Origin of the sequence: Bacteroides sp. GM023, from assembly GCF_014750685.1 — a bacterium.
Taxonomy (GTDB): domain Bacteria; phylum Bacteroidota; class Bacteroidia; order Bacteroidales; family Bacteroidaceae; genus Bacteroides.
Genome location: NZ_JAAXGE010000009.1, coordinates 366,797 through 393,016, shown reverse-complemented (window position 1 = coordinate 393,016; position 26,220 = coordinate 366,797). Strand labels below are relative to the sequence as shown.

16 protein-coding genes are annotated in these 26,220 nt (G+C 42.2%); 2 read left to right on the top strand and 14 right to left on the bottom strand.

Annotated elements, in window-relative coordinates; genetic code table 11:
• Window positions 1-22: 22 nt before the first annotated feature.
• The 5 genes from HC965_RS19675 to HC965_RS19655 all read right to left on the bottom strand — a co-directional run bounded on the left by HC965_RS19675 (window position 23) and on the right by HC965_RS19655 (window position 3,477).
• The gene (locus HC965_RS19675; protein ID WP_191033051.1) at window positions 23-1,195 is read right to left on the bottom strand and encodes a hypothetical protein; all 1,173 of its coding nucleotides are present in this window, start codon (window positions 1,193-1,195) and stop codon (window positions 23-25) included.
• A 17-nt stretch (window positions 1,196-1,212) separates the two neighbouring features.
• Window positions 1,213-1,461, bottom strand: a complete 249-nt coding sequence (locus tag HC965_RS19670; protein WP_191033050.1) for a hypothetical protein — start codon at window positions 1,459-1,461, stop codon at window positions 1,213-1,215.
• A complete protein-coding gene (locus HC965_RS19665) occupies window positions 1,442-1,669 on the bottom strand; it encodes a helix-turn-helix domain-containing protein (RefSeq protein ID WP_370539989.1) in 228 nt (75 codons plus the stop codon). The genes HC965_RS19670 and HC965_RS19665 overlap by 20 nt, the downstream gene beginning before the upstream one ends.
• Window positions 1,670-1,801: 132 nt before the next feature.
• On the bottom strand, window positions 1,802-2,035 hold the full coding sequence (locus HC965_RS19660; protein WP_191033048.1) for a helix-turn-helix domain-containing protein: 234 nt from the start codon (window positions 2,033-2,035) through the stop codon (window positions 1,802-1,804).
• A 191-nt stretch (window positions 2,036-2,226) separates the two neighbouring features.
• Window positions 2,227-3,477: a site-specific integrase gene (locus tag HC965_RS19655; RefSeq protein WP_191033047.1), complete on the bottom strand. Its 1,251-nt coding sequence runs from the start codon at window positions 3,475-3,477 to the stop codon at window positions 2,227-2,229.
• A 456-nt stretch (window positions 3,478-3,933) separates the two neighbouring features.
• Between HC965_RS19655 and HC965_RS19650 the strand changes: the two genes are divergently transcribed.
• Window positions 3,934-4,374 carry a DUF6078 family protein gene (locus HC965_RS19650; protein ID WP_191033046.1) on the top strand — a complete coding sequence of 147 codons (441 nt, stop codon included), beginning with the start codon at window positions 3,934-3,936 and terminating at the stop codon, window positions 4,372-4,374.
• A 175-nt stretch (window positions 4,375-4,549) separates the two neighbouring features.
• Window positions 4,550-5,713 carry a lactonase family protein gene (locus HC965_RS19645; RefSeq protein WP_191033045.1) on the top strand — a complete coding sequence of 388 codons (1,164 nt, stop codon included), beginning with the start codon at window positions 4,550-4,552 and terminating at the stop codon, window positions 5,711-5,713.
• A 161-nt stretch (window positions 5,714-5,874) separates the two neighbouring features.
• On the opposite strand, the gene HC965_RS19640 is transcribed toward HC965_RS19645, so the two are convergent.
• From HC965_RS19640 to HC965_RS19600, 9 genes are all read right to left on the bottom strand, one after another.
• Window positions 5,875-8,673, bottom strand: a complete 2,799-nt coding sequence (locus tag HC965_RS19640; protein ID WP_191033044.1) for a sugar-binding domain-containing protein — start codon at window positions 8,671-8,673, stop codon at window positions 5,875-5,877.
• Between the two features lie 105 nt (window positions 8,674-8,778).
• Entirely contained in the window at window positions 8,779-11,277 is a 2,499-nt protein-coding gene (locus tag HC965_RS19635; RefSeq protein ID WP_191033167.1) for a hypothetical protein, read from the bottom strand.
• Between the two features lie 5 nt (window positions 11,278-11,282).
• Entirely contained in the window at window positions 11,283-13,625 is a 2,343-nt protein-coding gene (locus HC965_RS19630) for a beta-galactosidase (protein WP_191033043.1), read from the bottom strand.
• Between the two features lie 33 nt (window positions 13,626-13,658).
• Complete coding sequence (locus tag HC965_RS19625; RefSeq protein WP_191033042.1) at window positions 13,659-15,170, bottom strand: RagB/SusD family nutrient uptake outer membrane protein; 1,512 nt, start codon at window positions 15,168-15,170, stop codon at window positions 13,659-13,661.
• A gap of 12 nt (window positions 15,171-15,182) precedes the next feature.
• Window positions 15,183-18,278, bottom strand: coding sequence for a TonB-dependent receptor (locus tag HC965_RS19620; protein ID WP_191033041.1), 3,096 nt, complete (start codon window positions 18,276-18,278; stop codon window positions 15,183-15,185).
• Window positions 18,279-18,290: 12 nt separating this feature from the next.
• Complete coding sequence (locus HC965_RS19615) at window positions 18,291-19,646, bottom strand: hypothetical protein (protein WP_191033040.1); 1,356 nt, start codon at window positions 19,644-19,646, stop codon at window positions 18,291-18,293.
• A 12-nt stretch (window positions 19,647-19,658) separates the two neighbouring features.
• Window positions 19,659-21,254 carry a glycosyl hydrolase 53 family protein gene (locus HC965_RS19610; RefSeq protein WP_223854952.1) on the bottom strand — a complete coding sequence of 532 codons (1,596 nt, stop codon included), beginning with the start codon at window positions 21,252-21,254 and terminating at the stop codon, window positions 19,659-19,661.
• Between the two features lie 106 nt (window positions 21,255-21,360).
• Window positions 21,361-24,642: a DUF5107 domain-containing protein gene (locus HC965_RS19605; protein ID WP_191033038.1), complete on the bottom strand. Its 3,282-nt coding sequence runs from the start codon at window positions 24,640-24,642 to the stop codon at window positions 21,361-21,363.
• A gap of 152 nt (window positions 24,643-24,794) precedes the next feature.
• The gene (locus tag HC965_RS19600; protein WP_191033037.1) at window positions 24,795-26,177 is read right to left on the bottom strand and encodes a sugar porter family MFS transporter; all 1,383 of its coding nucleotides are present in this window, start codon (window positions 26,175-26,177) and stop codon (window positions 24,795-24,797) included.
• Window positions 26,178-26,220 lie beyond the last annotated feature (43 nt).

Below are 26,220 nucleotides of genomic sequence, written 5' to 3'. Positions count from 1 at the left end.
TTTTGGTTAATCTTTGGTTGTCTCATCCTGTGTTGAGTTCAGCCGGATCGGGCGGCTTTCCTCTACATTTTCCGGTGTTTGAATTGGTGTTGTACTTTTTCGCATTGAATAACGGCGGGTTATTGGCGTTTGGCGGTGGTTCGTTTTCCGGTGATGAAAATGCAACCGAAACGCCCTTTATCTTAATTCCGTTTTGGTTGCACTTTTCACTATTTGACGAGGCATACAAAAACGCCGTTTCGGTTACACTTTTGACATTTCGTTCCTGTTGGATATTGTCGCTTTCATTTACTTTATCATCGGAAATTTCCTTTGCAAAAACGCCGTTTCGGTTGCATTTATCGTTATCCATGTCTCGCAGACACTTACATTCTATTGAAATGAGATTCTTTAAATTCTCTTTTATCTGTGTAGCTCCGATCCGTTCGGCTAATGCGATAAACTTCTTTTTCATCCTGCATCGTTTAACCTTGTCAAGCGCTTGCCAATCATCACCAAGAAATAACGCAAATAAATCTCGTTCTTTCTTGCTTAATCCTTCCAACGGGATAGCCTCAACAATTACAATATCTTCCAACGTATCGAGTAAAAGAGCCTCGAACCTTTCCCAAACATCGACACTAAGCAAGTCTCCCAGCATTGGCGTATAAATGTGCTTTTTCTTTAAATATGTATTTGTTGCGCTTATCTCGATACGTAGAATACTACCAAAGCCCGGCACGCCGCACTGTTTTCCCTTATCGTATATTTTTAGCTTATACGAATCGGCTGCGTAGATAAGCCCTATCTTTCCTATCGGAGTAAATGTATAGCCCTTGTACATCCTTATCGCTTTCAATATTCGTTGCGGATCATAGGGAAGTTTTAAATTTACGCCAAATTCGACGCTATAAAGCCGCGTAATATCCGAATTAATCCCGTAAAGCTCTTGCAATTCAGTAAATACCCGGCACAAGTCAGACAGCCGGAAAGAATCGGCATTATGCACCCCGCCGTTAGCGTACTTATGTAGGCTTCCGTGCAAGGTACATACTTTGCGAATTTCTCCCGTACTAGTATCCACCCTGTCGATGAATCCAAATATCAAGCTAGAAACTTTGGCGTAAACCGTTTGCGGGTCTATGTTTACGCCTAAAATTTCGGCTAGTTGGTACACATCAAGGGGGAGACTACTTGTTTTAAAGCCGTCAATCATTGAATAAAAGAATATAATTAGAATATACTTAACTGTGAATTATTTTTCAGTCTCAAAAATTCTACAATCGCGCCCGTGTAAGGTGATTTGTCTTTCTTTACAACTTCTATAAATCCTTCATTAACTAGATTGTAGACGATTCGGCAAACGTTACTAATCGGTTTGTTTATGGCGCCCACAATATCCAGGCGGCAAAATGATTTATTCGGGTTGTTGGTAAATAGCGCGCGCGTGGCGGCGACTTCGTTAGTGCATAGATTTGCCACGTTGTCCCCCTTTCTGTGTTTTGCCTGTCACTATGTAGTTGATAGCTTCCGTTTCGATTTCGTCGGTAGTCGCGACCCGATTTTGCTTCATCCAGTTTTCAATCTCGGAACGGTCGAAATAGATTATCTTATTAGGTTTGTAAAATGGGATTTGATGCGAGCAAGTGAGTTTATACAGGTGTGATTTGCTTAAACCTGTCAGTAGCATAACGTCATCTAGGCATAATACATTCTTTGCTGATAATAACGTTAGTTTTTCAATTCTGTCTAATTGAACTTTAATATCTGTTTCCATGCTTTTTCGTGTTTAATCGGTTGGTGTTGTGTTTCAATAAAGAAATTAATTAGGTGTAATAAAGATTCTACATATACCGATAAACGCCGCTAGCTCGTCTTTGCGGAATAATAGATTTTTCCCTATTTTATAACATGGAATCTCGCCACGTCTTACCCACTGGTAAATAGTGTGCTTTGATTTGTGAAGAATACGGGCGGCTTCGTCTACGCCAACTAATGTGCGCTCACATACGTTGCTTTCTGACAAATTGTCTACTGTGGTTTTAAATTCATTCATAACGGTATATTTTAAATTAATAATATACCGTTATGTTTGTAAGTAGTTGTTTTGGTAGCTCCCTACCCGACAACTATTATCAACATTCTAAACAACCGTCTTAATACTAAATCATATTTCATTTATAAACAATAGATTACTATAATCCACAAATCAACAAATTAACATTAATAAATATTTCAGCCCGGCATTTAATCAAATATACCGTTTTGTTTATTCACAGCCTCTTTTTGCTTTTGGTCGATAATTTTAGCGTAAATCTGTGTAGTTGCAATCTTAGTATGTCCCATCATCTTAGAAACCGTTTCTATCGGTGTCCCCAATGATAAGTTTAAAGTAGCCGCCGTATGCCTAGAGCAATGAAATGTAATACGTTTATTTATTCCTGCTGATTTAACCCATCTAGCTAACTGTTTATTGGCACTATCATTTTTAGGCAAGGGGAATATTATTTCGTTATCTTTTGCCTCGCCTCGTTCTGGTAGCCATTTCAAAGCCTCGCTACTAATATATGCGTTTTCGCCTCGCTTTACTTTTTTCATTTTAAACCTCAATATTACACTACCATCGTTATCTTTAGCCAATTCGCCCCAAGTGACAGCCGCAATATCGCTATATCTTAAACCTACTAAACAGCAAAAAAGAAAAGCACGTTTCAATATATCATTTTTACAAGGAGTAACAATTAACTTCTTGATTTCTTCCACGGTTAAAAATTCGCGCGTTCCTTCCTCGTCTTTTGGCTTATCGTCATTCTCTAGTTTGTCCATAGGGTTTAAGGCTATAACATCAGCTTTAGCCGCTTTCCGTAGAACATATTTAAATTTCATAAATAAATTGTGTTGTGTATTCTGTCCCAATGTTATTGTTTTATCCCTACACGTTCCCGTCCTTTGATAATTAATATTCTTGGCTGTTTTCAGATAGAATATAAAGCCTTTAATATAATCTTTATCTACTTGCTTTAATTGGGTATTATCACCGGAATACAAAGAAATATGTTTTGCTAAAGCCTGCAATGTATAATAATAGCCATGTTTATTGCCGCTTCTTTTTAATGCTTCATCAGCTTGATATAAAATGTAAGTGATAAGATTAACCTTTGACTTTTTAGATATAGTAAATCCCGCCTCATTCTTTTGTAATTCTACATTTTTTTCATTTACAACAGTCTTAGCAATACTATATGTTTTCTCGTTTTCGTTCTTTATCTCAATACTCGTTTCCAAGTTTAGGCAAGTACCTAAATACTGTTTAGTGCGCTTCCCATCTCTACATACATCAAGAAATAAAGAAACATTTCCAGAAGCAAGTTTTTTGCCCCGTAAATAAACAAGATTTTTTGCTTTAGAAGCCTGTTTCTCTCCTATTTGAGATTTCAGCCCATAACCTTCTAATAATTCATCGGTGGAACTGAATAGTATTGTTTTTTTTCTTGGCATAGCTTTTAACTATTAGATTGGCAGCAAAGATATAAAAGATTTCCTTACCGGGGGACAAACGGGGGACAAAAGGTACATAAATAACAGCCAAAAAAAGGAAAATATCAATGAATATCAGTACATATAAAAACAAAAGGAAACACCCTATTTATCGGCATTTCCTTTCTTTTTATTATCTTTTATTTTCTCTTAAAAAATCGGTTAGGTGGTCAAATCCAGTCAACCCCATGACTTAGCAACAAGCTGAAAATCAAAAGAAAACGATTATAAATCCCTATTCATTGAATAAAGAAGTAACAAATGGTACATTATATTCCATCGGTCATCCCGCATTCTTCGGTGCAAAGATAGAAAATCTTTTGTTATCGTTCATCATTCCTTTGCAATTATTATAACTCCATCGAAACTTTATCCGTACCTTTGTGGAAATATCACAATCATTTAAATTGATAGATAATGGAAGAATCATTCGACTACTCTCAAGTACCTTTCACTTTCGGCATGTGCGCCGCCGAAAACTGCTCTCACGCCTCAACTTGCTTGCGACACATAGCACTGAAATACGCACCGACAAAGAAAGTATTCTTACCGATTATGAACCCTAACCGACTAAAGTCTATGAAAAAAGACAAGTGCGATTATTACTGTTCGAATGAGAAAGTTCGTTTTGCGAAAGGTTTTATGTGTACAGTAAATGCCCTGACCGTACGTGTGGCGGATACTTTCCGGTATCGGATGATTAGTTATTTTGGACGAAAGAATTACTACCTGAAACGAAAAGGAGAGTTGAACCTGACTCCTGCCGAGCAACAGGAAGTCATAGCTATCGCCAAGTCTCTCGGCGTTATCCAAAAGGAATATTTCGACAGCTATATAGAAGAGTACAACTGGGATTAAAGGATGCGTCCGTTTCCTCGTAGAGAAACGCCAGTTTCCATAGTAGGAAACGCGCGTGTCCTAGTAAGGAAACGACAGTATCTACGGCGGGAAACGCCAGTTTCCTACTTAGGAAATTACAGGAAACTCTAAGCATCTAATAAACAACCATATAGATTACTTATAAAAGACTACCATGAAAAGATATCTATTCAAAACTTTCACCGCTATCTGTGTATTTGGAATAATTGCCGGTAGCTGTGCATCTAAAAAGAAGACTCAAATGGAAACAACCGAAAAAGGAGAAAAAGAACTGACCATGCTCGTAGGAACCTATACATCGGGAACCAGTAAAGGAATATATAGCTTCCGTTTCGACGAGGAGAATGGGACAACGACTCCACTTAGCGAAGTCGAAGTAGAGAATCCGTCTTATCTTACCTCTTCTGCGGATGGGAAATTTATCTATGCAGTCAGTGAGTTCAACGACGAACGGGCGGCAGCAAACGCATTGGCCTTCGACAAAGAAAAAGGAACTTTCCAGTTTCTGAATGCCCAAAAAACAGGTGGGGAAGATCCTTGTTATATCATCACCAATGGCAACTATGTGGTAACTGCTAATTACAGCGGTGGAAGTATCACCTTTTTCCCGATTGCCAAAGACGGCTCCCTTCTCCCCGCTTCGGATATTCTGACGTTTTCAGGTTCGGGGCCGGTCAAGGAACGACAGGAAAAGCCACATTTGCATTGCGTCCGTATCACTCCTGACGGAAAATATCTGCTTGCCGATAATTTAGGAACCGATAAGATACATAAAATGACTATCAATCCGAATGCAAATGCGGAGAATAAAGCACCATTCCTTGCCGAAGGTTATCATGCCGCTTACAGTGTAGAAGCAGGGTCGGGACCTCGCCATTTGACATTCTCTCCTAGTGGAGAGTATGCTTACCTGATTAATGAGCTTTCGGGCACGGTAATCGCTTTCGAATATAAAGATGAGAATTTAAGGGAGATTCAAACCATAGTTGCCGATACAGTCGGAGCGAAAGGTAGTGGGGATATTCATATCAGCCCGGACGGAAAGTTCTTGTATGCCAGTAATCGTTTGAAAGCAGATGGCGTCGCCATTTTCCACATTGACTCGCGTAACGGAATGTTGACTAAGGCAGGTTATCAATTGACGGGAATCCATCCGAGGAATTTTATCATTACTCCTAATGGAAAGTATCTGTTGGTGGCTTGCCGGGATAGTAATGTGATTCAAGTGTATGAAAGGAATATTGATACGGGATTATTGACTGATATACATAAAGATATAAAGGTGGATAAACCTGTGTGCATAAAGTTTGTGCCGTAAAAAGAGGAGAATACCAAAACCTTTAATAAATTAGAATCCCCCATGCCGCAAATTGAACTGCATCCCAAAAGTTGAATATAAAACTTTAGAAGTGCAGTTCAGATAGTTGTAGCATGGGGGATTTCGTTGAAAGGTGAGTTTTGACACCTTCTTCTTTTATACTATAAATCCCTATAGATAGAAGTAGCTTTTGTCTCTACCGTTTCGCTTTCCTGCTTCAGTACCAAACTCTTAATATCATTTTCGCTAAGAATTGTTTTGGGAGCAAAATTACCGGAGTTCATATACGAAACCAAACTATAAAGCATCTGTTGTATTTCGGGCTTATTATCTTCTTCTGAGAGAATATCCATAGCACTCATTATCAGTTTACCTTTTCCACACCTGGTTTCAAATATGGATACCAATTTTCTATTGTTTGTGAAATTATCAACAGACTCAACAATCGGTTCAACCGGCGGTATTGAATCTACGACTAGTACTTTCGACCTTTTTACTAAATTCCACCATTGCCAGTTACTATGCATTTCCGTTGGGAAATGCTGTAAAGCAGCGTGTTGAGGATTACACAGAAGTCCCATCGTTCCGGCCTGTCGGGGGAAATGGACAGGGCTCCAAAAAACCGGAAGAAATTTGCCTTCCAATCCTTTCAGTAAATTCATTTTGGGAGAAAGCAATACTTTCTTTCCCGCGTTCAGCGCAGCTAATGCCTCTTCTACATTCTGAGTCAACAAGACATCCCCGACATTCAATGATTTGATAGCAGGATATACCCAAATAGCCCATGTATTTTTCCATTGGGTTCCTTCGATAGATACCGTGAAATATAATTTTGAAGCCTTTTCCACCCGTCGGAGTCCGGCACTAATTTCTCCACAGGACGTTACCATTCCTTTGGATATGCTTTCAACATTCAGTTTACCACTGGAAATAGGTGTTCCTGTTTCAGTGGACAATTGCCATGCTATCTGTTTGTTATTGATAGCAGCATTAGAATAGTTGGCTATCTCAATGGATGCGGAAAATGTCTCATCTCCCGAGTAAGTAGCTTTGGCAAAACGCGCCAACGGAACAACCGGTGCACAGAATTGCCTGAAATCAGAGGCTTCAATCAGTCCTTTGGAATCCCAGAAAGCATCTAAAAGACCGACTAATGCAGTGCCCTGCCCCGGAAAATCATGCAAATCCAATAACTGGAACCCACTAAACTGTTTCGTCTTCATTGCCCTTTCTATCTCTTCCTTATACAATAAAACCGCCAGTTTTCCCGACGCTTTCAGAAATTCGTCAGCTCTCGGATACAATCCTTTGTTCTGCAAATCTTGCTTTACCGCTTTAAAATTCAAGGGGTCCAATACTCCTGTGTATTTATCAATTTCTTTCAGATTCGGGAATACTGCATATTGCCCAATCTCATGAGAAATAAGAGGAATATCCATGCCCTGCATTGCTTCACTGTAATCCTTATAAAAGCTAGGCGGTTCCTGATCAAAGATACCTTGTCCTCTCACCCAACCTTTATCTGTCCATTGAGTGACAAAGAAATCATCTTCCGGCTCGGGTTTCGCTCCATGCCCTTTCTCAAAAGTAAAGGTCGTAGTGGCATACAAGCGTCTGTTATCCTGCGCTTTCATGTATTTAACCATAGAATTCAGCAACTCAAAATCATATTGAAGTTCATTACCGACACTCATCATACAAAATGAAGGGTGGTTTCCATAGTCTTCAATCATACGGTCGAATTCATTATAGAGGAATTTAGTCATAGACTTATCCTTCCCTATAGTATAAGACCAGTTGGGCAATTCTACCTGCAAATAGAATCCTAACTTATCAGCAACATTGAAAGCTGCTTCCGGGGGACACCAGGAATGAAATCTTAAATGATTCAATCCCCATTCTTTGGCTGTAGAAAACACTTTCATCCAACCGTCTTCTGTCATCGGCGGAGTCCCTGTCAAGGGAAAGATGCAGCATTCCAATGTTCCACGCAGGAAAATCCTATTTCCGTTTACGGTTATAATGCCTTGACTATTGTCTATCTCACGCATTCCAAAAGAGACTTCTTTCCGTTCAGTTTTCTTCTTATCAAACTGGCAGGTAACAGACAGTCTATATAATTCCGGAGTAAATTCATCCCATTTCTTTATATCCGTACCTAACAGATAATCATACTCCAGTTTTTGTACGCCTTCCTTCAGTGTAGCCTGAACTTCCTTTCTTTCAAACTTTTGTTGTCCGTCAAGTTGCTCAACTTGCAGACAGAGCTTTACTTTTCGCGACTTATCTCCGTTATTCTCTAAAGCGACAATGACCTTTATCTTTCCATTTTTGACGTCAGGATAGACATTTACGTTTTGGATACTAACTTTTTGCTTTACCTGCAAACTCATTTTACCCAATACGCCATTCCATATAATTTGAGTATCGTTTGTATAGGCATGCGCCAGGTCATTCGCAGAAATATCGTATCGTTTCCTATTGTCAATACGCAAAGTTATCGTATGTTTGCCTGCTGACAAACCTTTCTGTATCAAGAAGCGATGAGGAGTAATCAGACTTTCCTGAGCGTCCGCGATTTCTTCTCCATCAATCCACAACCGGCTCTGCCAAAGCACTCTCTCTAAAGAAAGTTCCAATGGCTGTCCTGCCATATGTTTAGGTATGCTAATTTCACGATTGTACCATGCTGCACCTACATAGGAGTTTTTACGGGTCAAACGAAGTAGTTGCGGTTTTTCCAGCTTGGGAACAAGTTGATTAGGAACGCCTTTTCGTGCTTGGTCTGTCGTACCGGGCAGACTTATAGCATCAGAAAAGGACTTCATGTACCATTGTTCCTTTTCTCCGACATCCATACTATCCAGGGCTAATCCCCAGGTTCCGCTCAAATCCAATCGGTTTTGAGCAGTAGAAATACTTGAAATTCCTATCAATACTATCAATAAAAAAGATTTCATAAGCTTCTAATCTCTCTATTTGTTTAATAAACTACGTAATACTTGAATACTACTAGATGGGCATATGACGCTGATTACCCAATATGCCCATCTATATTCTATCCGTTATTGAAATAACAATTCTATCTTCTCTACAACAATACCTTTATTCTTCTGATTACCGGCATTATACAATTCATCCCGAAGTGAAACCTGAATAAACTCCGCAATCGTCCAATCCAAAGGAGAAGTATTCGTTTGCATGGAAGCAGGATACCAATACGAATTTACTCCCGGCCAATCTTGAGGTAACATAGCAGCTTTCATCGGGACAAGGGAAGAAACAGGTATCAATATATCCGACGTTTCCCTGTCCAATTGGAATACAGCACCATATCCCCTGCCATCCTTATCCACAATATTACAAATAGCTTTATCAGTACCGTTCAATCCATAAGCACGAATCTTGATAAATGAAGGAGAAACTTTACCCATATCACGACAGGGCATCCTATCACCGATAAAATGAGAGAAGGTCGCATCACAAGGAGTCACGTAGTTGTCTTTCTTCTCTAAATCCACGACTGAAAGTTGATATGCGGGAATCAATTCTTCACCCGAAGAAACCGGTTTGAACGTCGTTTCCGGGCTTAGATAAGTACGCGAGTATCGTATGTGCTTCCAGTTATCCCGTTCTCCCAAGAGTAATAAAGGAGTAGTTGCAGACGTCAGACGAAACGCATAAGTATCCTGTTCGTAATAATCCCATCTATCCGGTAAGCAATGTGTTCCAGCCGGGAAAAGCAGCATATCATCGCCGGTTTCTATTGCATAATGGTACTGGTAACTGCCCTTTTCCAACCAACTCAAATCGACTTGTGCCTCATAATAAAATCCGTCTTTCGCTATCATCGGGATACGTTTACATCCCCAAGGTTTCAACATCAGATAAAGCGATACTTCTTTAGGACGTTCCGGAGCAAACACTTCGCATTTGAATGTCACTTGTTTTTCTGCTATAAATTCAGATACAGTCCGGTTGGCCACTTTCCATTCTTTCATCGGGCTTTGATACAAATCTTTGGCCGGAAGTTCTTCCTCACTTATTAATTTTCCTGCTGACAGTTTATACTTTCCGGGTAAAACAGTTATCACTGTATCCAGACCTGGCAACTGTATTTTCATAGTACGGCTATTGCAACTAGCCTTTCTCACAATCCGATGCGGATTAACCATTTTAAAAGGGTCATCCAACTCCATAATGTCGGGATACACCTCCAACTGCCAAGTGTCATCAGACTGTTTATCCAAGAAATAAATACCAGTACCGGAATAACTCACCACAGGAGAAGAGCCGACCCCGGCGATATGACTTAACGCTTGTAAGTTCTTCGGCCGGGTAGATGTAGTATTAGAATAATAAAACATATCGTCCGCATTCAATTCACTCAACTGTTCGTCATAACTCACCCGGAAATCACCAAAGATATTATTCTCAGGATAATACCCGAAATGCTTGCCGCGAGGGATACGGCGGATTACTTCTGCCGCAATCATTCCACTGACCGCTTTCGAGGGAGTGTATACCATATTGAAATATTGGGTCTGCCATCCTAAATTCGTCGGAGCCGTACGCAACATATCATACGAAAACATCGCGGCAAACTGAATACCTCCCCTGCGGAATTCACGCGCCATGGCCGGATACATATATCCTGAAGAAATATCAGTAGAATCAAATTCATAGACAATCTTTGCCTTACCCTTCAACTCCGGATTCAACATCTGCTCATAACGGTCGACAAACAACAATCCATTGCCTTGAAGGCTATATCCATTATTCAATGCTCCGGGGTACCAGGCATGTGTAGAACCTTGCACTTTCGACTTCCGTATGGCAGGAGCTACTCCAAAATTCTGACTTACATTATAAAAGGTGAGTTTTTTGCATCCTGTACTTCTCACAGCCTTATACAAACGGTCGATATAACTCACCATTCCGGGAATATCCTCCGGGAACTGACTCGGCTCGTTTATAAACTCTACAAATAGAATATTCGGCTCGTCTTTCAGGCAACGTCCCGTGTAAGGATTCCGATGCCGGAGTATCTGTTTCAAATAGTTCTCCTGCGCCCTGATAGCCTTCTCATCATGAGTAAGCGTATTTTTCGGATAATACTTGGCAAGCCCTGTATTGGTAGTATCGGTCATTTCAGGCCATTGTGAATTATAAGTAACAATGGGACTTAACAACATATAAATATCCCGCTTGGCAGCCTCCGCAATCAGACAATCCAATAAGTCCAAGTGTTCATTTTCCAACAGATTTCCTTCACTGTCGGTATTCTGAAAATCTCCCCAAAAGCATAGGCGCAGACCATCCCAGTTCATACGTTTGAAGTGCTCCATATCTTCTACAATCATTTGCTTCCGCTCGCCACCCATATAAGCTGCCGCACGGAAATCACAGGCGGAAGGAAGACAATAGTTGGCTCCGAATAAAGATACTTCCTGTTTAGTCTTTTTCCAGCGAATAGTTCCCGCTGCATCCGAGTATACCAGTTCCTGCGCTTGCAGAACTGCTGCAAGCACAAGAAATAAATTAATTATTAGGATTCGACACATCATTCTCAGAATTTGAGTGTTGTTACATATTCGGGAATTATCTCTACATTGTTAATGGTACAAACCGAACCTTTTGAAAAATCGGGAACAGCTTCTTTGGGCAGGTCTATCAGGAATGGAGCGTCCGAGCGCAGAGGACGGAAGTAGAATCCCAGGTCTTCTTTCTTCATTTGTCCGGCGAAACGCTTCAAGCCAATTGTCCACGGAGCACCATGATAGAAATGGTCGAGAACCATCTTTCCGTTTATAAATGCCATCGCCACATCTCCCGTATAGTTCAGACGAAGGAAGTATTCCTGCACTTGCGGGAATTGTCCATTATCTTCGAAATGCACTGTCAGACGGCGGGCACCCACTTTCTTGAAAGAGAAGTCCGGTTTCACAGCCTCTACTTCCATCGTCTGAGTTTTGAATCCCTGCTTGGAAGGATAGAGGATATAATTGAAGGTGTTGTTGCCAAGACTTTGCAGTTGTATTCCATCCCGGCCCGGAAGAACTGTTGCTTTGGTAATCAGCAACTTTCCGTTCACTTTACAACTATTCAAAGCCTGTTCACGAGTCAGAGTCGTTACTTTCATCGTTTTACCGCTTTTTGTCTTGATGCTGAAAGTACTTTTTATGCCGGGTAGCGGTGCAAATACATTTGTTCCGCGTACCGTTGACTTATCAAAAACATATTCTGTTTTCATGCCATCGGGAGTGAAGAAGAAGTAATGGTCTTTACCGTTATCATCAATCTTCATCAGCAGTTGGGCGGTGGCGTATTTCAATACAGCGTCTTCCATAGAAAAGTTGAACGGCAGGATGATACTTTCATCTTTCGGTAAGGTGAATGTTCCTTTAGCGGGAATCTGCAAGGTTTCATTTCCTAAGTTCAGACGAAGTTGCAAATCTTTTTGGTCGATTCGTTCGGCATCATGGTCTTGAAAGTTAACCATAAAGACGAAACCCGAATTATCTTTCATACGGGCTGCATAGCGCAAGGTTTCACGATTACCGGGAGTTATCGCCTTATAATCTTCGGGAAGAACCGTTTCCATCGGAGCCAGACGGTCGGCAAAGTCCGTGAGGAAAGAATGCAGCAGGCGCAGTGTACGATAGGATTCATGTTCCAATCCGAATTCACCTAACGGTGCCTGGAAGTCATAAGAGATTTTCGGCATTCCCATCGGCTCATCATTGAATGAAGCTACACCGCCAATCATCTTCGGTGTGGAACCGCCATGATACATATAATAACCGATGCCATTGGCACCACTACCCAACGTACGCACCATCAAAGCTTCGGCAGCTTTGGCTGTGACAATCGGGCGGCGTTTGTAAATCATCTGAATACCTGCTCCCATCTCTGCACAGAAAGAAGGAAATTTATCTGTGTCATAGCGCACCGGCGCATAATCCGGGTTCTTCTGAATATCCTTAAACATACAGAAAGGAGACATTTCCGGCTCTGCCCAAAATGGATAAGTATAAGCAGCAGTGACGGGAATTGCTTCATTACCGATAACAGCAGCATTTCCCCAGCCCGTAGCTGTATAGATAGGAGTGATAATACCCGCTTCTTCCGCCATCTTTTTCAGGGTTTTCATATGCAAGTCACCCAGTTCGGCAGTAGTAATCTGCTTGTCCTGCACACTCACTCCAATCATCGTTATCGAAGAATCATAAGTGGCAGTAGTCATATCCAGCGGCTCACCCGGATAGTTCACACCCCATGGAGCGGCTGAGTGTTGATGTTCATTTTCTAGCTGCGTACCAATAATCGGACCGCCATCTTTGTAGTAAAGCCCTTCAATCTGCTTCGCTATTTCTCCATAAAGGCGCTTGGTATAGAAAAGATAATTTTCATCATTCGAACGGACTTCCAGCGGCTTGGCAAAGAGCCAGTCGGGCAAAGCACCGTTGCGTATCTCGCCGTGTCCGAAAGGGCCGATACGGACGATGACGTTCATATTATGTTTCTTACAGAGTTCAAAGAACTTGCGTACGTTAAGGTTACCGCTCCAATTGAATACACCTTCCTGTTCTTCATGAAGACTCCAAAAAATATAGGTTGGCAGGACATTGATTCCTCCTGCTTTCATTTTAAGTATCTCTTCTTCCCACTGTTCGTGCGGATAACGGCTGTAATGAAACTCGCCCATCACTGGGATGACCGGCTTTCCGTCTATGGACATATAGTAGCTATTTACATCAATGCTTCCACCGGAAGGGCTGGTTCCGCCCATCTTCAGATGACCTGTGTAAATCGTTTTTTCTTTTGCAGGTGCCGAAAGTTCATATACTTGTTGCGCCATACCTACTGTGGTGATTGCACAAAGTGCCGATGTTACTATTATATTCTTCATAAGCTTAAATCTTTCTTATATTTGTCTTTGCAATTATCTATCGTAATTATTTTGCTTGATAGCCCCTTTGGACTCGTCAATGAAACTTTGGGGAATCCAAAAGCGGTTGTGCCCTTCATGTACATTGAAGTAACCTCGTCCTTCAGATTTATTGATGGCGTCAATACGTTTATTGGCATATTCCACATACTTGCCAAAGCGGATGAGATCCTGACGACGAAGTCCTTCAAGATAAAATTCATGTCCGCGTTCTAAAAGCAAGGCCTCATTGAATGTTTCTGCTGAAGCTGTTTTAGAATCATCCAAGGCAGGCAAACCGGCACGGTTACGGACACGATTTACCAGACCAATGGCTTCAGTAGTAGGTCGTCCTTCATTGCGGTTAATACACTCGGCAAGTGTAAGCAGTACATCCGAGTAACGGTAAATCACCACATCAATACCACTCTGACCGTCTTTCATGTCAGGGTCCATTCCATATTTAAGAGGTAATGCACCTTTAGCCAGTTGTGCACTGTTTGTACGGTCTATCTTTTCCCCTTTCTTGTTGGTATATGCGGTTATCACATTCTTCAGACGCGCGTCACCTTCATCAAAGGTACCGTAAAAGTCCCAAGGCATTACATAACCACCCCATCCGGTTGCTTTCTCCGACCAAGGATAATCGGCGGGAAGTACCTCAGCGGTCATATAGTTTGAATACCAACTGGCAGTATTATTGCAGGCCAGTTGCAGAATCACTTCATTATTACCTATTCCTTCTTTTGAGAAAATGTAATTATAATCAGTCTGCAAGCTATATACACGTCCTTCCATCTCCATTAGTTCGCGTGCCAAAGTTTCCGCTTTATCAAAATATCCCTTTATCATGTAATATTTCAATAGAATCATGCGCGCTGCACCTTTGGACATACGTCCACGGGCTTCGGGCACTTCGGGTAGGTCACGGATAGCATCCCGCAGGTCGGCTTCCATCATTGCGTCATACTCTTCTTCTGTCAGTCGCGGCAGGTAAACAAACGTTTGAGGGTCATCCAGGACTTCATCCGGGGCCACAGGTACAGGGCCGAACATATCATAAAGATAAAGTCCCATCCACCCGCGCAATGCTTTTGCCTCACCCGAGTAAAGAGATTTAGCGTCTTCGCTCACCGGCGAAGCTTCAATACGGCGAATCGTATTCCGTGCTTTCGAGAGATAATTATAACGTTCAAAATTGGCATAAGTATGGTTCTGTATGCTTCCGCCCACAGTTGCATACCATTGTTGGAAGTAGAGTTCATCCGATTCCCATGCCCAGCAAGTCCATAATGCGTCGGTAGTCATATCTCCGATGATTTGATAACCGGAATAGTCTGCTGAATAAACAGACTTGAAGTCACCGGGATTAAAATCATAATAGAGCGAATTGACTGCCAGTTTCAGGTCGGTTTCTGTCTTGAAGAAGTTATCAGGAGAGATTTCCGTATAGTCCAGTCGTTCCAGTTCACAAGAAGTCACGGAAAACAGCAACAGAGTTGCAGCTATATATTTTATTGTTTTCATACTCATCATATATTAGAATTTCACATCTAAACCAATAGCAAATGAAGCCTGATTCGGATAAGCACCGATACCGTTTCCGGTTTCAGGGTCCATCCCCTTATAAGGAGTAAATACAGCGAGGTTACGTCCCGCAGCATACAGACGGACTGAACGTATTTTGTTTTTAAAGCACTGTGCAGGGAAAGTGTAACCGATAGAAACATTATCCAAACGCAAATACCAGGCTTTTTCTAGGAAAAAGTCACTCTTGCTGGGATCGACTCCCGAAGATGCTTCGGCTACACCCGGCATTGTTCCGCTGGGATTGGCGGGCGACCAGCGCTTTTTCACTTCATCCAGGACATTAACGCCATACGTAATATCCTCAATGCCGTAAATAGACTGCAATTTAATGTCATTCACTTTCCATCCGTTCAGAGAGCCATACAGGTAAATGTTAGCATCCCAGTTCTTCCATCGGAAAGTGTTGTTAATACTAAAAGGAATCGGGGTGTTATTAGCCAGTATCACCCTGTCTGCATCATCCAAAATACCATCTTCTCCGGCAATACGGATATAGCGTCCTTCACTATCACGCATTTTTTCTCCGTTCGCATCGAGCTGGTAACCATTCAAGTCTTGATATAAGATAGCTCCCGCACCGGATTTCTGCAAATGTTTATAGGACTGGTCCATCTGAATCAGACCATTGGTCTTGTAACCATACACATTTCCCCAATCTTCCACATAGTCCTGATAGACGGCGGGAATAAAATCAGGGTCGCGCTTAGTGGTATGATTACGATAGTATGAGAAGTTCAGGTCGGTAGTCCAACCGAAGTTTTTATTATCAAAGTTCACACTATGAATACCTATATCAATACCACGGGAACGGTAAACCGTTGCTGAGTTATAATCTATTGTCTTTACTTCATGGTAGGACATCAGGTTCTTGGACATGATGACATCTTTGCGTAAACGCTGATATAAGTCGACAGAACCGGACAGGCGATTATTTAGGAAACCGAAATCAATACCTACGTTATAATCAGTCAATGTCTCCCATTTCAATTTTTCATTTCCTATCTTGGAGATAGCCATTCCGTTTACCAGGCTTCCATTCGGTGCGAAAGCTCCTTGTGAAACGGTATAATAGGTATTGATACCTGTCAGATTACCGGCATTACCGGTCTGTCCCACACCGACACGAAGTTTCAGGTTACTTAACCAGCCGATATTCTTCATCCAGTTTTCTTCATTCATACGCCAGGCTGCGGATACTCCCGGGAAAGCTCCCCATTGATGTTCTTTCGAGAAATTGGACGAACCATCTACACGGAGATTGACAGTCAGGATATATTTGGATGCCAACGAATAGTTCAGACGCGCCAGGAAAGACGCCATCTCACTGGCACCTTTGTATGAACTGATTGTCGGTTTCTCCTGTTCGCTTGTTCCGATATTGTTCATCAACGAACCGTCATAAGGGAATTGGGAAGCTACAATACCCATTCCTTCCCAAGACGATTTCTTGTATTCGAAACCCGCCATGAGGTTTATATCGTGAATTTCATTGAAAACTTTCGTATAATTGGCAATGGCATTAAACAGGTTCATTTGAGATTTTGCGTTCTGCTTGGAAGCCTGACCGTCCATGCTATATCCCTTCTTCGTTGTAGTAGGAATATATTGGTCTGCCTGCACATCTTTCATATCAAAACCGACAGTAGCTTTCAGCAGCAAATCTTTGATAGGTCTGAATTCCAAATAACCACTGACAAAGAGATCACGGCTCACTGTCTGATCGGTAATGTCCAGCAATGAAACCGGATTGGGATAAATATCCCGAATCGGATTAACAGAATATTTGCCTTCTTCATCATATACCGGCACGGTGGGAATAAATGTCATGGCCGAATAAATCAAAGCTGAATTATCCTGCCGTCCGTTTCCCAACGGTACATCGTGATACTTGATTTGCGAGAATGTAGAATTAATACCGGCTTTCAGCATACGGTTGATAGTCTGATCGACATTCAAACGGCCTGTGATACGGTTCATGGAGTTGTTTTTCGCAATTCCCTGATGGTCGTAGTAGCTCAGTGAGAACAGGTATTTTGTAGCATCCGTACCTGCCGATACCGAAAGGTTATGTTCATTTACAATACCTACACGGGTTACTTCATCCATCCAGTCTGTTCCATCCCCTACAAAGTCTGCTATTTGTCTATCGGTATATTTCTTTTCATCTCCACGTCCCAGTTCATCGAATACTTTATTCTGCTCAATCATAAAATCACGTGCTTTCAGAAATTTCGGTGCGTCTTTTATGTACTGGAAGGCTACCGAACCTGAATAGGAAATATCGGGCTTACCGGTTTTTCCACGTTTGGTAGTAATCAATATCACACCGCCCGAAGCATCCGAACCGTAGATAGCAGCAGCCGATGCATCTTTCAGGATATCTATGGTTTCGATATCATTCGGATTCAGGTTTATCAGGCCATTGTCTTTCTCGCCGCCGCTATAGGCTGTTCCTGCCGTTACTGTTTTAGAAGCAACCTGCGGGACTCCATCAATCACAATCAACGGGTTTTGCCCGGAAAGACCTCCACGAATTGAAATATTCATCGAAGCACCCGGATTGGCGCTGTTCTGTGTGATATTCATACCCGATGAACGTCCGCGCAACATGGAACCGACCGAAGCGGATGCCGCAGTCGGCAACTCATCGGCTTTTACCGAAGCCACCGCCCCGGAGATACTGCTCTTTTTAGCAGTACCATAACCGACTACGACAATCTCGTCCAGTGTCTTATTGTCTTCTTTCAGAACAAATTCCATCGAAGTGGCGGATACCTTCTTTTCCTGAGAGATATAACCGATATAGGAAACTGTTATTATTGCTCCCGAAGGTACGTCCGAAAGATTGAAATTACCGTTCAAATCAGTAATAGAACCATTGGTAGTACCTTTAACAACCACACTAGCACCGATGATGGCTTCACCGGCCGGGTCTTTTACTACTCCTTTCACATGAATCGAGTTCTGTGCCATCAGTGAAACAGCCAGCAACAGGAAGGATAAAAGCAATCCCGCCTTTTTACTTATTGAATATATTGTTTTCATACCTATTTCGTTTTATTCGGTTATTTTCTTGATTGTACCCCATGGAGCGGCCGTGTCAAAAGTCACTTTTACTTTTCCTGCGTAATCGGTTTTATAGATGATGCAAGACCCCGTTGCCGACTCATACCACCAGTTACCTGCCGTATCAGCTCTAAATACATGTGCCCAATCAGGACTATAAAAATAATACTGGTAATCACCGGAATAACCATCCACCAGTTCCATATCGTACTCGTAACGATAGTCGTTATCCACTTTCTTCATATTTTCAGCAGGCGCACCCCAGTCACCAATCGTAAAACCTGTGCCCGATACACACAATGCACCCGTGTATGAACCGGAAGGAATCTCATACTCCCAAATACTATAAGTATGTGCGTTCAGGTCAATCCAAATTCCATAATATCCTTTTTTCGGAAGAATGACGGGAACTACATATCCATTCTTATTCATCAGTTTGCTGCTGACATATGGACTCGTTCCATATAAATCGCCTTCCATTGATTTGGTCGGTACAAAATAGATTTCTGTATTGTCGGTCGAAGCGTAGAATTTTCCTTCATATTGATATGCATCTTTACGATCCATATAACGATAATAACCATTCACGTAATCATCGGGATTCTCACCGGCATTTACAACATACATTTGTGCATAATCCTGAATCGGGTCTTCTTCTTCCGCCAACATCACGACTATTGTAGTCCTTACAATCGTTTCATTTCCGCCTGCATCCGACAGGGTCAAGGTAACAGGAAACTCACCTGTAGTAAAATCAATCGTACGCTTCAGTTCTCCACTGCGACCGCTTACTTCTACCGTTTCGTCCATTTGTATATCCGGTATTTGCATACGAATACTTTTCAATTCGCGGTCGTCCGTGAATTTCACATTCAGATTCCAGCTTCCTTTATTCGTTGTTGTATTAAAGTCCACCGATATACGTTCGGGAAGCTGTGTTTGCATAACCGGACTTGTCATATCCGCAATATAAGCCAGCAATACGTTTTTCTTTGTTTCCCATCCGTTGACATCACGAATCGTTATCAGCAAATGGTCTTCAAATGTTGCGTTTTTCGGTACGATGAGCCGGTAATCATAATTAAAGACTTTAGGCTTCTGCCCTTTCAAGTCGTATACTTTATGAATTCCCCAATTCTCGCAACTCAATGTTATGCTTTCCAGTCCTGTATAGTTGGAAGCTGTTCCCGAAACTAATACCGTGTCACCGGGAAATGTCTCTATCTCCTCACTTGCCACATAAAGACCGGGAGCCACATCTTCCTTATCATCATCACAACCAACAACGAAACACAACGCTGCCAGTAACAGATATAGTTTTCCGATTGTTATTAAAACGTTCTTCATGGTATATTCTTTTTAGTTGTTATATTTGAATGCATCCAATACTTCAAGCCTGTTTCCCGAGAAATCAAATAATGTAGTATTGCTGACATAATTCTTGGCACCCAGTTCCCATCCCATACCTTCAACTTCAATAAAGACAGGATCCCAATAGAGGAAGCCAAGTATGCGGCAATCTTTCGCTTGTTTTATTTCTTTGATGAGTTCGAGCATATAGTTCTTCTGTCCAAGCGGGGAGAAATCTTTATATGGCCCATTATGTGATAATTGTCCCGGAGTTCCGTCAGGCAAGGTGCTGTTCCAACTATAGCCGGTTTCCATTATCAGAATGTCTTTATCAAACTTTGCAGAAATATAGTCCGCCCACTCACGCATCTGTGCAGCACTTTTCTGTGTCCAATAAGGATAGTAGGAAGCTCCGATTACATCATATTTCGTGTTTCTGTTCTTTAGTTCACCAAAATACCAGTTATATTGGTCTTTATCTCCGGCAGCATTCAGATGGATGATTACTTTTGAATCTTGCGATACTGCCTTCACCGCATCATAACCTGCATTATACAGTTCTGAAAGTTGCGCAAAGTTCTCATAGCTTCCGTCCGGATACAGTATGCCGGCTTGTGACTCATTACCTAATGCCACAAACTCAGGGGTAGTACCTTGCGCTTTCATTTTATTCATGAAATCGAAAGTGAAATCATAAAGTGCTTTCTTTAAAGCGGGAAAATCCAATCCTTCCCAATCATGTGGCTTGGTCTGTGTTTCTCCATTCGTCCAGTAATCGCTATAATGAAAGGTTAGCTGTATTTGCATTCCGGCCTCTTTTGCTCTTTTAGCCAGACGCAAAATATCTTCCGGGCCTGAAATACCTTCAGGCAAACGATTGGATGGTGTGTAATCAGGATTTCCCGGATCATTGTACAAACGGAGGCGGACAATGTTGAAGCCGTTGTCTTTAAGAATCTCAATGCAATCTTTTTCCTCTCCGTTTTCATAAAACTTCCCTCCCATTTGTTCTACATAAGTCAGTTGTGAAATATCACCACCTTTCAGTAAATCATATGCTTTCTCTGTTTTTTTCAACCGAAGTGCGTCGAAACGACTCCAATTCGCTCCGGCAGATTGGCTGTGCAATTCAATATTGCATATTCCTCCTTCTACTTTAATGCCACGTACATAAGAACGGATCCAGGTAGTCGGGGATGCTTGCAGAGAGGTAATCTTCCGGTTAGTGGCATCAGTTCCGGCAGCAACATAGCAGGCTGTTTGCCCGCCAGTACTTTTATAATAAAATTCAAGGTCATAGATGCCGTCTGCCAAGCCATTGATAGTTTGGGTAGTGGTTACGGTATATGCGGAAGCTGCTTCATAATGCAGTGCACAATTACCTTCACATCCACCTGCAACGACTTTTGCCGCAGAATGTTCTCCGCTAACAGTCCATCCCTTAGGAGAAGCTGTTTCAGTGGCATCGTCTTCAAAACTCCCATTTGGAACTTTCACAACTACAATAGACGGATCGGGATCGGCAACTGTCACAGGATCGTCCGAACAAGCAGTCATCCCGCATACAACATAGAATCCAATTACCATAAGATTTGTGATTTTCATAATTGAACTGTTTTTAATATTTCTCATATCCTTGCTATTTAAGGTTCATAATATATAAATAAACAGGATTTTGTGACGATACAAAATGTATCGTCACAAAATAGCCCTATCCTATCAGGCTACGCAGCGCCTGAATACCCTGATGATTAATATCCAATCTTTCTACCTCTTCTAATAACCGAATGGATTTCTCCTTCTGATTCAATCCCCAATATCCTAATGCCATCATATATTTGCAGTGAATAATATTTCGTATCGTCAAGTCGTCTTCCCAAATCAATAAATCGGGTAGTGACACTGCAAAATAATCCATTTTTATCTTATCAAACAAATGCTTTTCACCATAAGAAGTCAATTTATGGAAGCGTCCGTTAGCCTCATCCATGCGTCCGAGCTTCAACAATGCCAGTCCCTGATAGAAAATCTTATCCGGTTTTGCGTCGTTATAGTACATGGCAGCAGCAGGTTCGGTAGGGCCGACAGTGGCTTGTTCCCAACATTCAATGGCTTTTACTTGGTTGCCTAAAGCTTCGTAAGCACAACCCATGAAGTAGTAGAAATCATTTTCTTGTGCGCCGTATAGTTTTCCTTCTCCTAGGTGATGCGGGTATTCCAGACATTCTTCCAATAATGAGATGGCTTCTTCATGATTTCCGGCAGTTAATGCTTTCTTTGCCAATTCTACACGGGCAAACTGATATTGGGCAGGTACTTTTCCTTCACCGCCTTCCCACGGATGGAAGATATGTGCGTCAAGCAATGTTTTTGCCTGTTCGTATTCACCTGTTTGGTTCAGTAAGGTGATTTCTTCTAATACCAAGTCGTCACGTTGGGCTATTAATGCAGGATATTTTTGCAAGAATGTCAGACGCTCTGCATGGGAACGGCGAACACGTTTGTAAAGCTGGTCCAGTTCCATCAAAATACGTGCGTCGGTGGTATCGAGTTGGAAAGCACGTTCCATATATTCGATGGCTTTTGCTTCCTCGTTCTTCTTATTGAAATAGGCTAAAGCCAGGTTACGCCATACAGTCGGGAATTTATTATCCAGTTTTACTGATGTTTCCCATGCTTCCATAGCTAAGTCATATTGACGCTTGTCATAGTATAAGTTACCTAGATAATAAGGTGCTTTCGCATCGCCCGGATTTTGCTCCATTGCACATTGTAGGGCAAGGATGGCTTCCAGGCGGTTAGGGAAACAGTAGTCGGGACAGGCTGCCTTTGCGTCCATAAATGCCTGTTCTGCACCGGAAAGGTTGCCTTGAATCAGACACCATCCTAAGTAATAGTAGGTCATTGGGGTAGTAATACCTTCGGTGATAGCTATTTTCCATAAGGAAGCGGCTTCTGTCCAACATCCGGCGGCACAATAATCAAGAGCTATTTCGTCGTAATTATGCGCTTCGCCACGCATCATTGTTAGTAAGGTTGCCAGGTCTTCTTGCTTATTCGTCAATAGATATTTCTCATGGCGGCAGCCAAAGTTAAACTTATCAAGAGCTAATGAGTCTTCTATTAGTTGCAGGGCTTCAGCTGCTTTATTCATTTGACGAAGGATAGTTACTTTCAGGGCACGTGCCTTATGGTTATGCCAGTTACGAATCAAGGAACGGTCAACTTCATCCAAGGCATCTTCCAAACGGCCTTGCATGGTGGAGATTTGAGCACAGGCGAAGTAACCCGCATCTTGCCAGGCGGCATTCCAACAAGATTTATAGAAACGGTCGTAAGCCTCATTATAGTGTCCCTGATATTTTAAGGCAAGTCCTAAGTTATAGATAGGTTCACCGTCGTAAGGATTCGGGTTCCGTTTTTGCAATGTCTTTACGGCTGTTAGCAGGTATTGCTCGGCTTTATGGAAACGGCCTTTGCGGATATACCATAAACCTAGCGCATTGTTGCTACGCACGTCAATCGGGTCACGACGCAGGGCTTCCTCGTAGTAGTCGACGGGATTGTAGGTAGCATGTCTGTATTGCTCCAGGTGCAGGCCGGTCAAATAGAGTTGTTCTGTTGTCTTTATCTCTTGTGGTAATAAAGCAGCTTCGGCGGCATCGGGAATAGGTTTTACTTCTTCCGGTTCGGCATGCCAGTAGAGTAGTTCTTTCCCGTTTGCGGTGATTTCGAGATTCAGTTTGTTGAACTGTTCGCTTGATGTATTGATGGTTTCATCCAACAATTCTTCAGGAGTAATCGTGACTTCCTTATTATAATAGATTTTATTGTTTTCGCCTTTTAGTACGACATTCACCGTTTGCCGGGAAGTGGCAAATACTTTCAATCGTACACTGTCCTCTCCTTCCGGGTCGATGTTCATTAATAAATCCCGGCTTGCATTCTTTATTACTCCCAATTCACGATAAGGCAGGAAATATTGTACGAAGCTCTTTTCTTCATAGGGTTGCAGCCAGGTGAAGTCCGGTTGGTTCTCGGTATATACACCTGCCATCAGTTCGATATATGGGCCGTCTTCATCTGTCAGATTGCGGTCCCATGCACGGCCAAAGTCGCCATCTCCCCATGTCCATTGCTTCTTACCCGGAGAAATGTGATGATTGGCTACATGAAGCATACCCGCACGAGTATCGTTTTCATAACCACCTTCGAAGTTGAAACGTGAGTTTACAGCCATGTACGAGGTAGGAACTTTGATATTTTTATAGTTCGAAATATCGACTCCGGCAGAATAATCCATCTTATAATAAGTGCCCGTAGCAATAGGGAAACTGGAGACGGCACGTTTTCCGTGGTCGAATACTGCATTGATATCGGGTGGGAATACGCTCTGATAATAATCATTCACTGCTACGGCAGGATTCGCCCACCATAAGAAAGTCTGCGGCACTTCGGTACGGTTGTAAAGTACTCCTTTGATTTCGAGGAAGGCATGTCCCGGACGAAGTGTGAAGCCTGCCATACCTTTTTGGTGGAACATACGTTCCATTTCGTTCACCCATACCGTAACGCTACCGTCAGGATTTTCTTCGATAGTTGTATCTACGGGCATATAAGTGCTCGGGCGATGATGTTGAGGCCAGTTGAACTCGATACCGCCCGAAATCCATGGGCCTGCCAGCCCTACTAAAGCGGGTTTAATTACGTGGTTGTAATAGATAAAATGACGTTGCTTGATTTTATCGTAAGCCATTTGTACACGACCGCCCAATTCAGGGAGAATCATCACTTTGATATATTCATTTTCGATGTAAATCGCTTCGTATTCCTTATCCGTCTTTTCGTCGGAGATAGACTCTATCACAGGATAAGGGTACACTACCCCGCTACTGCCTTGATACACGCGCTTTTCTAAGAAAATAGGATTCTTTTCAGGTTTCCCTACTTCATAGGTAGGAATAACAACCTTTTCTTTCCATGCTTTTACCATACTATTACTGATTATATATTTATTTTTTACTTATTGATTTCAGAATAAAAAGCCAAGAGATTCCAGGGACAAGGAGATTCTATCGTCTCCCTGTCTGATTCATATGGCTAACTCGCTTCTGTTTACTCGTCAGCTTACTAACCTGTCAAACTTTATTTTATGAGTTCCTTTTCGAGTGTTTCCAAAGATTTTCCTTTTGTTTCGGGCAGAACACGGAAAAGGAATATGAATCCTGCTACGCAAATAGCCGAATAAATCCAAAATGTACCGTAACTACCCAGGGCACTATTCAGTAAAGGGAAAGTATAGGTTAGTGTAAAGCTCCCTACCCATAAAGCAAAAGTACAGGTTGCCATAGCTACACCACGTATACGATTAGGGAATATCTCAGCAAGCAATACCCACGTGATAGGGCCCAGGGACATTGCATAGCAAGCGATAGCCAATACTACCAATATCACCATAAAGAAACCGCTTACCTCAAAAAAGTAACACGTGCCGAGAATGAGATAGATACCTGCCAAACCTCCGGCTCCAAAAAGCATCAGTGCACGGCGTCCTAAACGTTCAACGGTATAAATCGCCACAAATGTGAAGATGACATTTGCTACTCCGGTCACTACAATATTAAAGAGCACATCTCCCAGCGAATAACCTGCTGACTGGAATATCTCCTGCGCATAATTGAAAATAACATTCGTGCCGCACCACTGCTGAAATACTGCTACCACAACACCCAATATAAGTACCTTGCGGAATGGACGGCTAAACAATAACCGTAGTCCACCTTCTGATTTTGAACCGCTTGTACTTTCTACCATCTGAAGTTCTTGCCCGGCATAATCATCACCGCCTATTCTACTTAATACATTCCAAGCTCTCTTATCTTTGCCTTTCATTGCCAGCCAACGGGGGCTTTCCGGTATAAAGCAGGCAAGCAACAAGAATATCGCCGCCGGGAATGCTGCTCCCCAAAACATCCATCGCCATCCCATCTGTCCATTCCATGAAGCGCAAATATCAGTGGAAGTAAAATCGACCGGAATAGGTTCTGCAATCAGCCAGTTAGTGATTTGCGCTCCCAGGATACCAAGCACAATCGTTAATTGATTTAGTGAAACCAGTTTTCCACGGACTGATGTCGGAGCTACTTCAGCAATATACATCGGTGATAATCCCGAAGCAATTCCAATTCCGATACCGCCCAGGAAACGGGCAGCCAGGAACCAACTGAATGTCGAAAAAGCTCCGGTAGCGTATGCTGAAGATAAGAAGATAAATGCGGAAATTAATAAGAGCGGCTTGCGTCCATAGCGGTCTGCCATCATACCTGCCACCATTGCACCAATCAGACAGCCAAGCAAAGCTACACTCATAGCCAGTCCTTGCATTGTCGGTGAATCGGCTATACCGAAATAGAGTTCGTAGAAAGGTTTGGCTCCTCCTATCACTACCCAATCATATCCGAATAGCAGACCACCCATTGCGGAAACCAAACAGATAAAATAGACGAATTTTTTATTATAACTTTTCATACCATTAGAAGATTGATTAATTGATGTTGCAAAGATAGAGCTA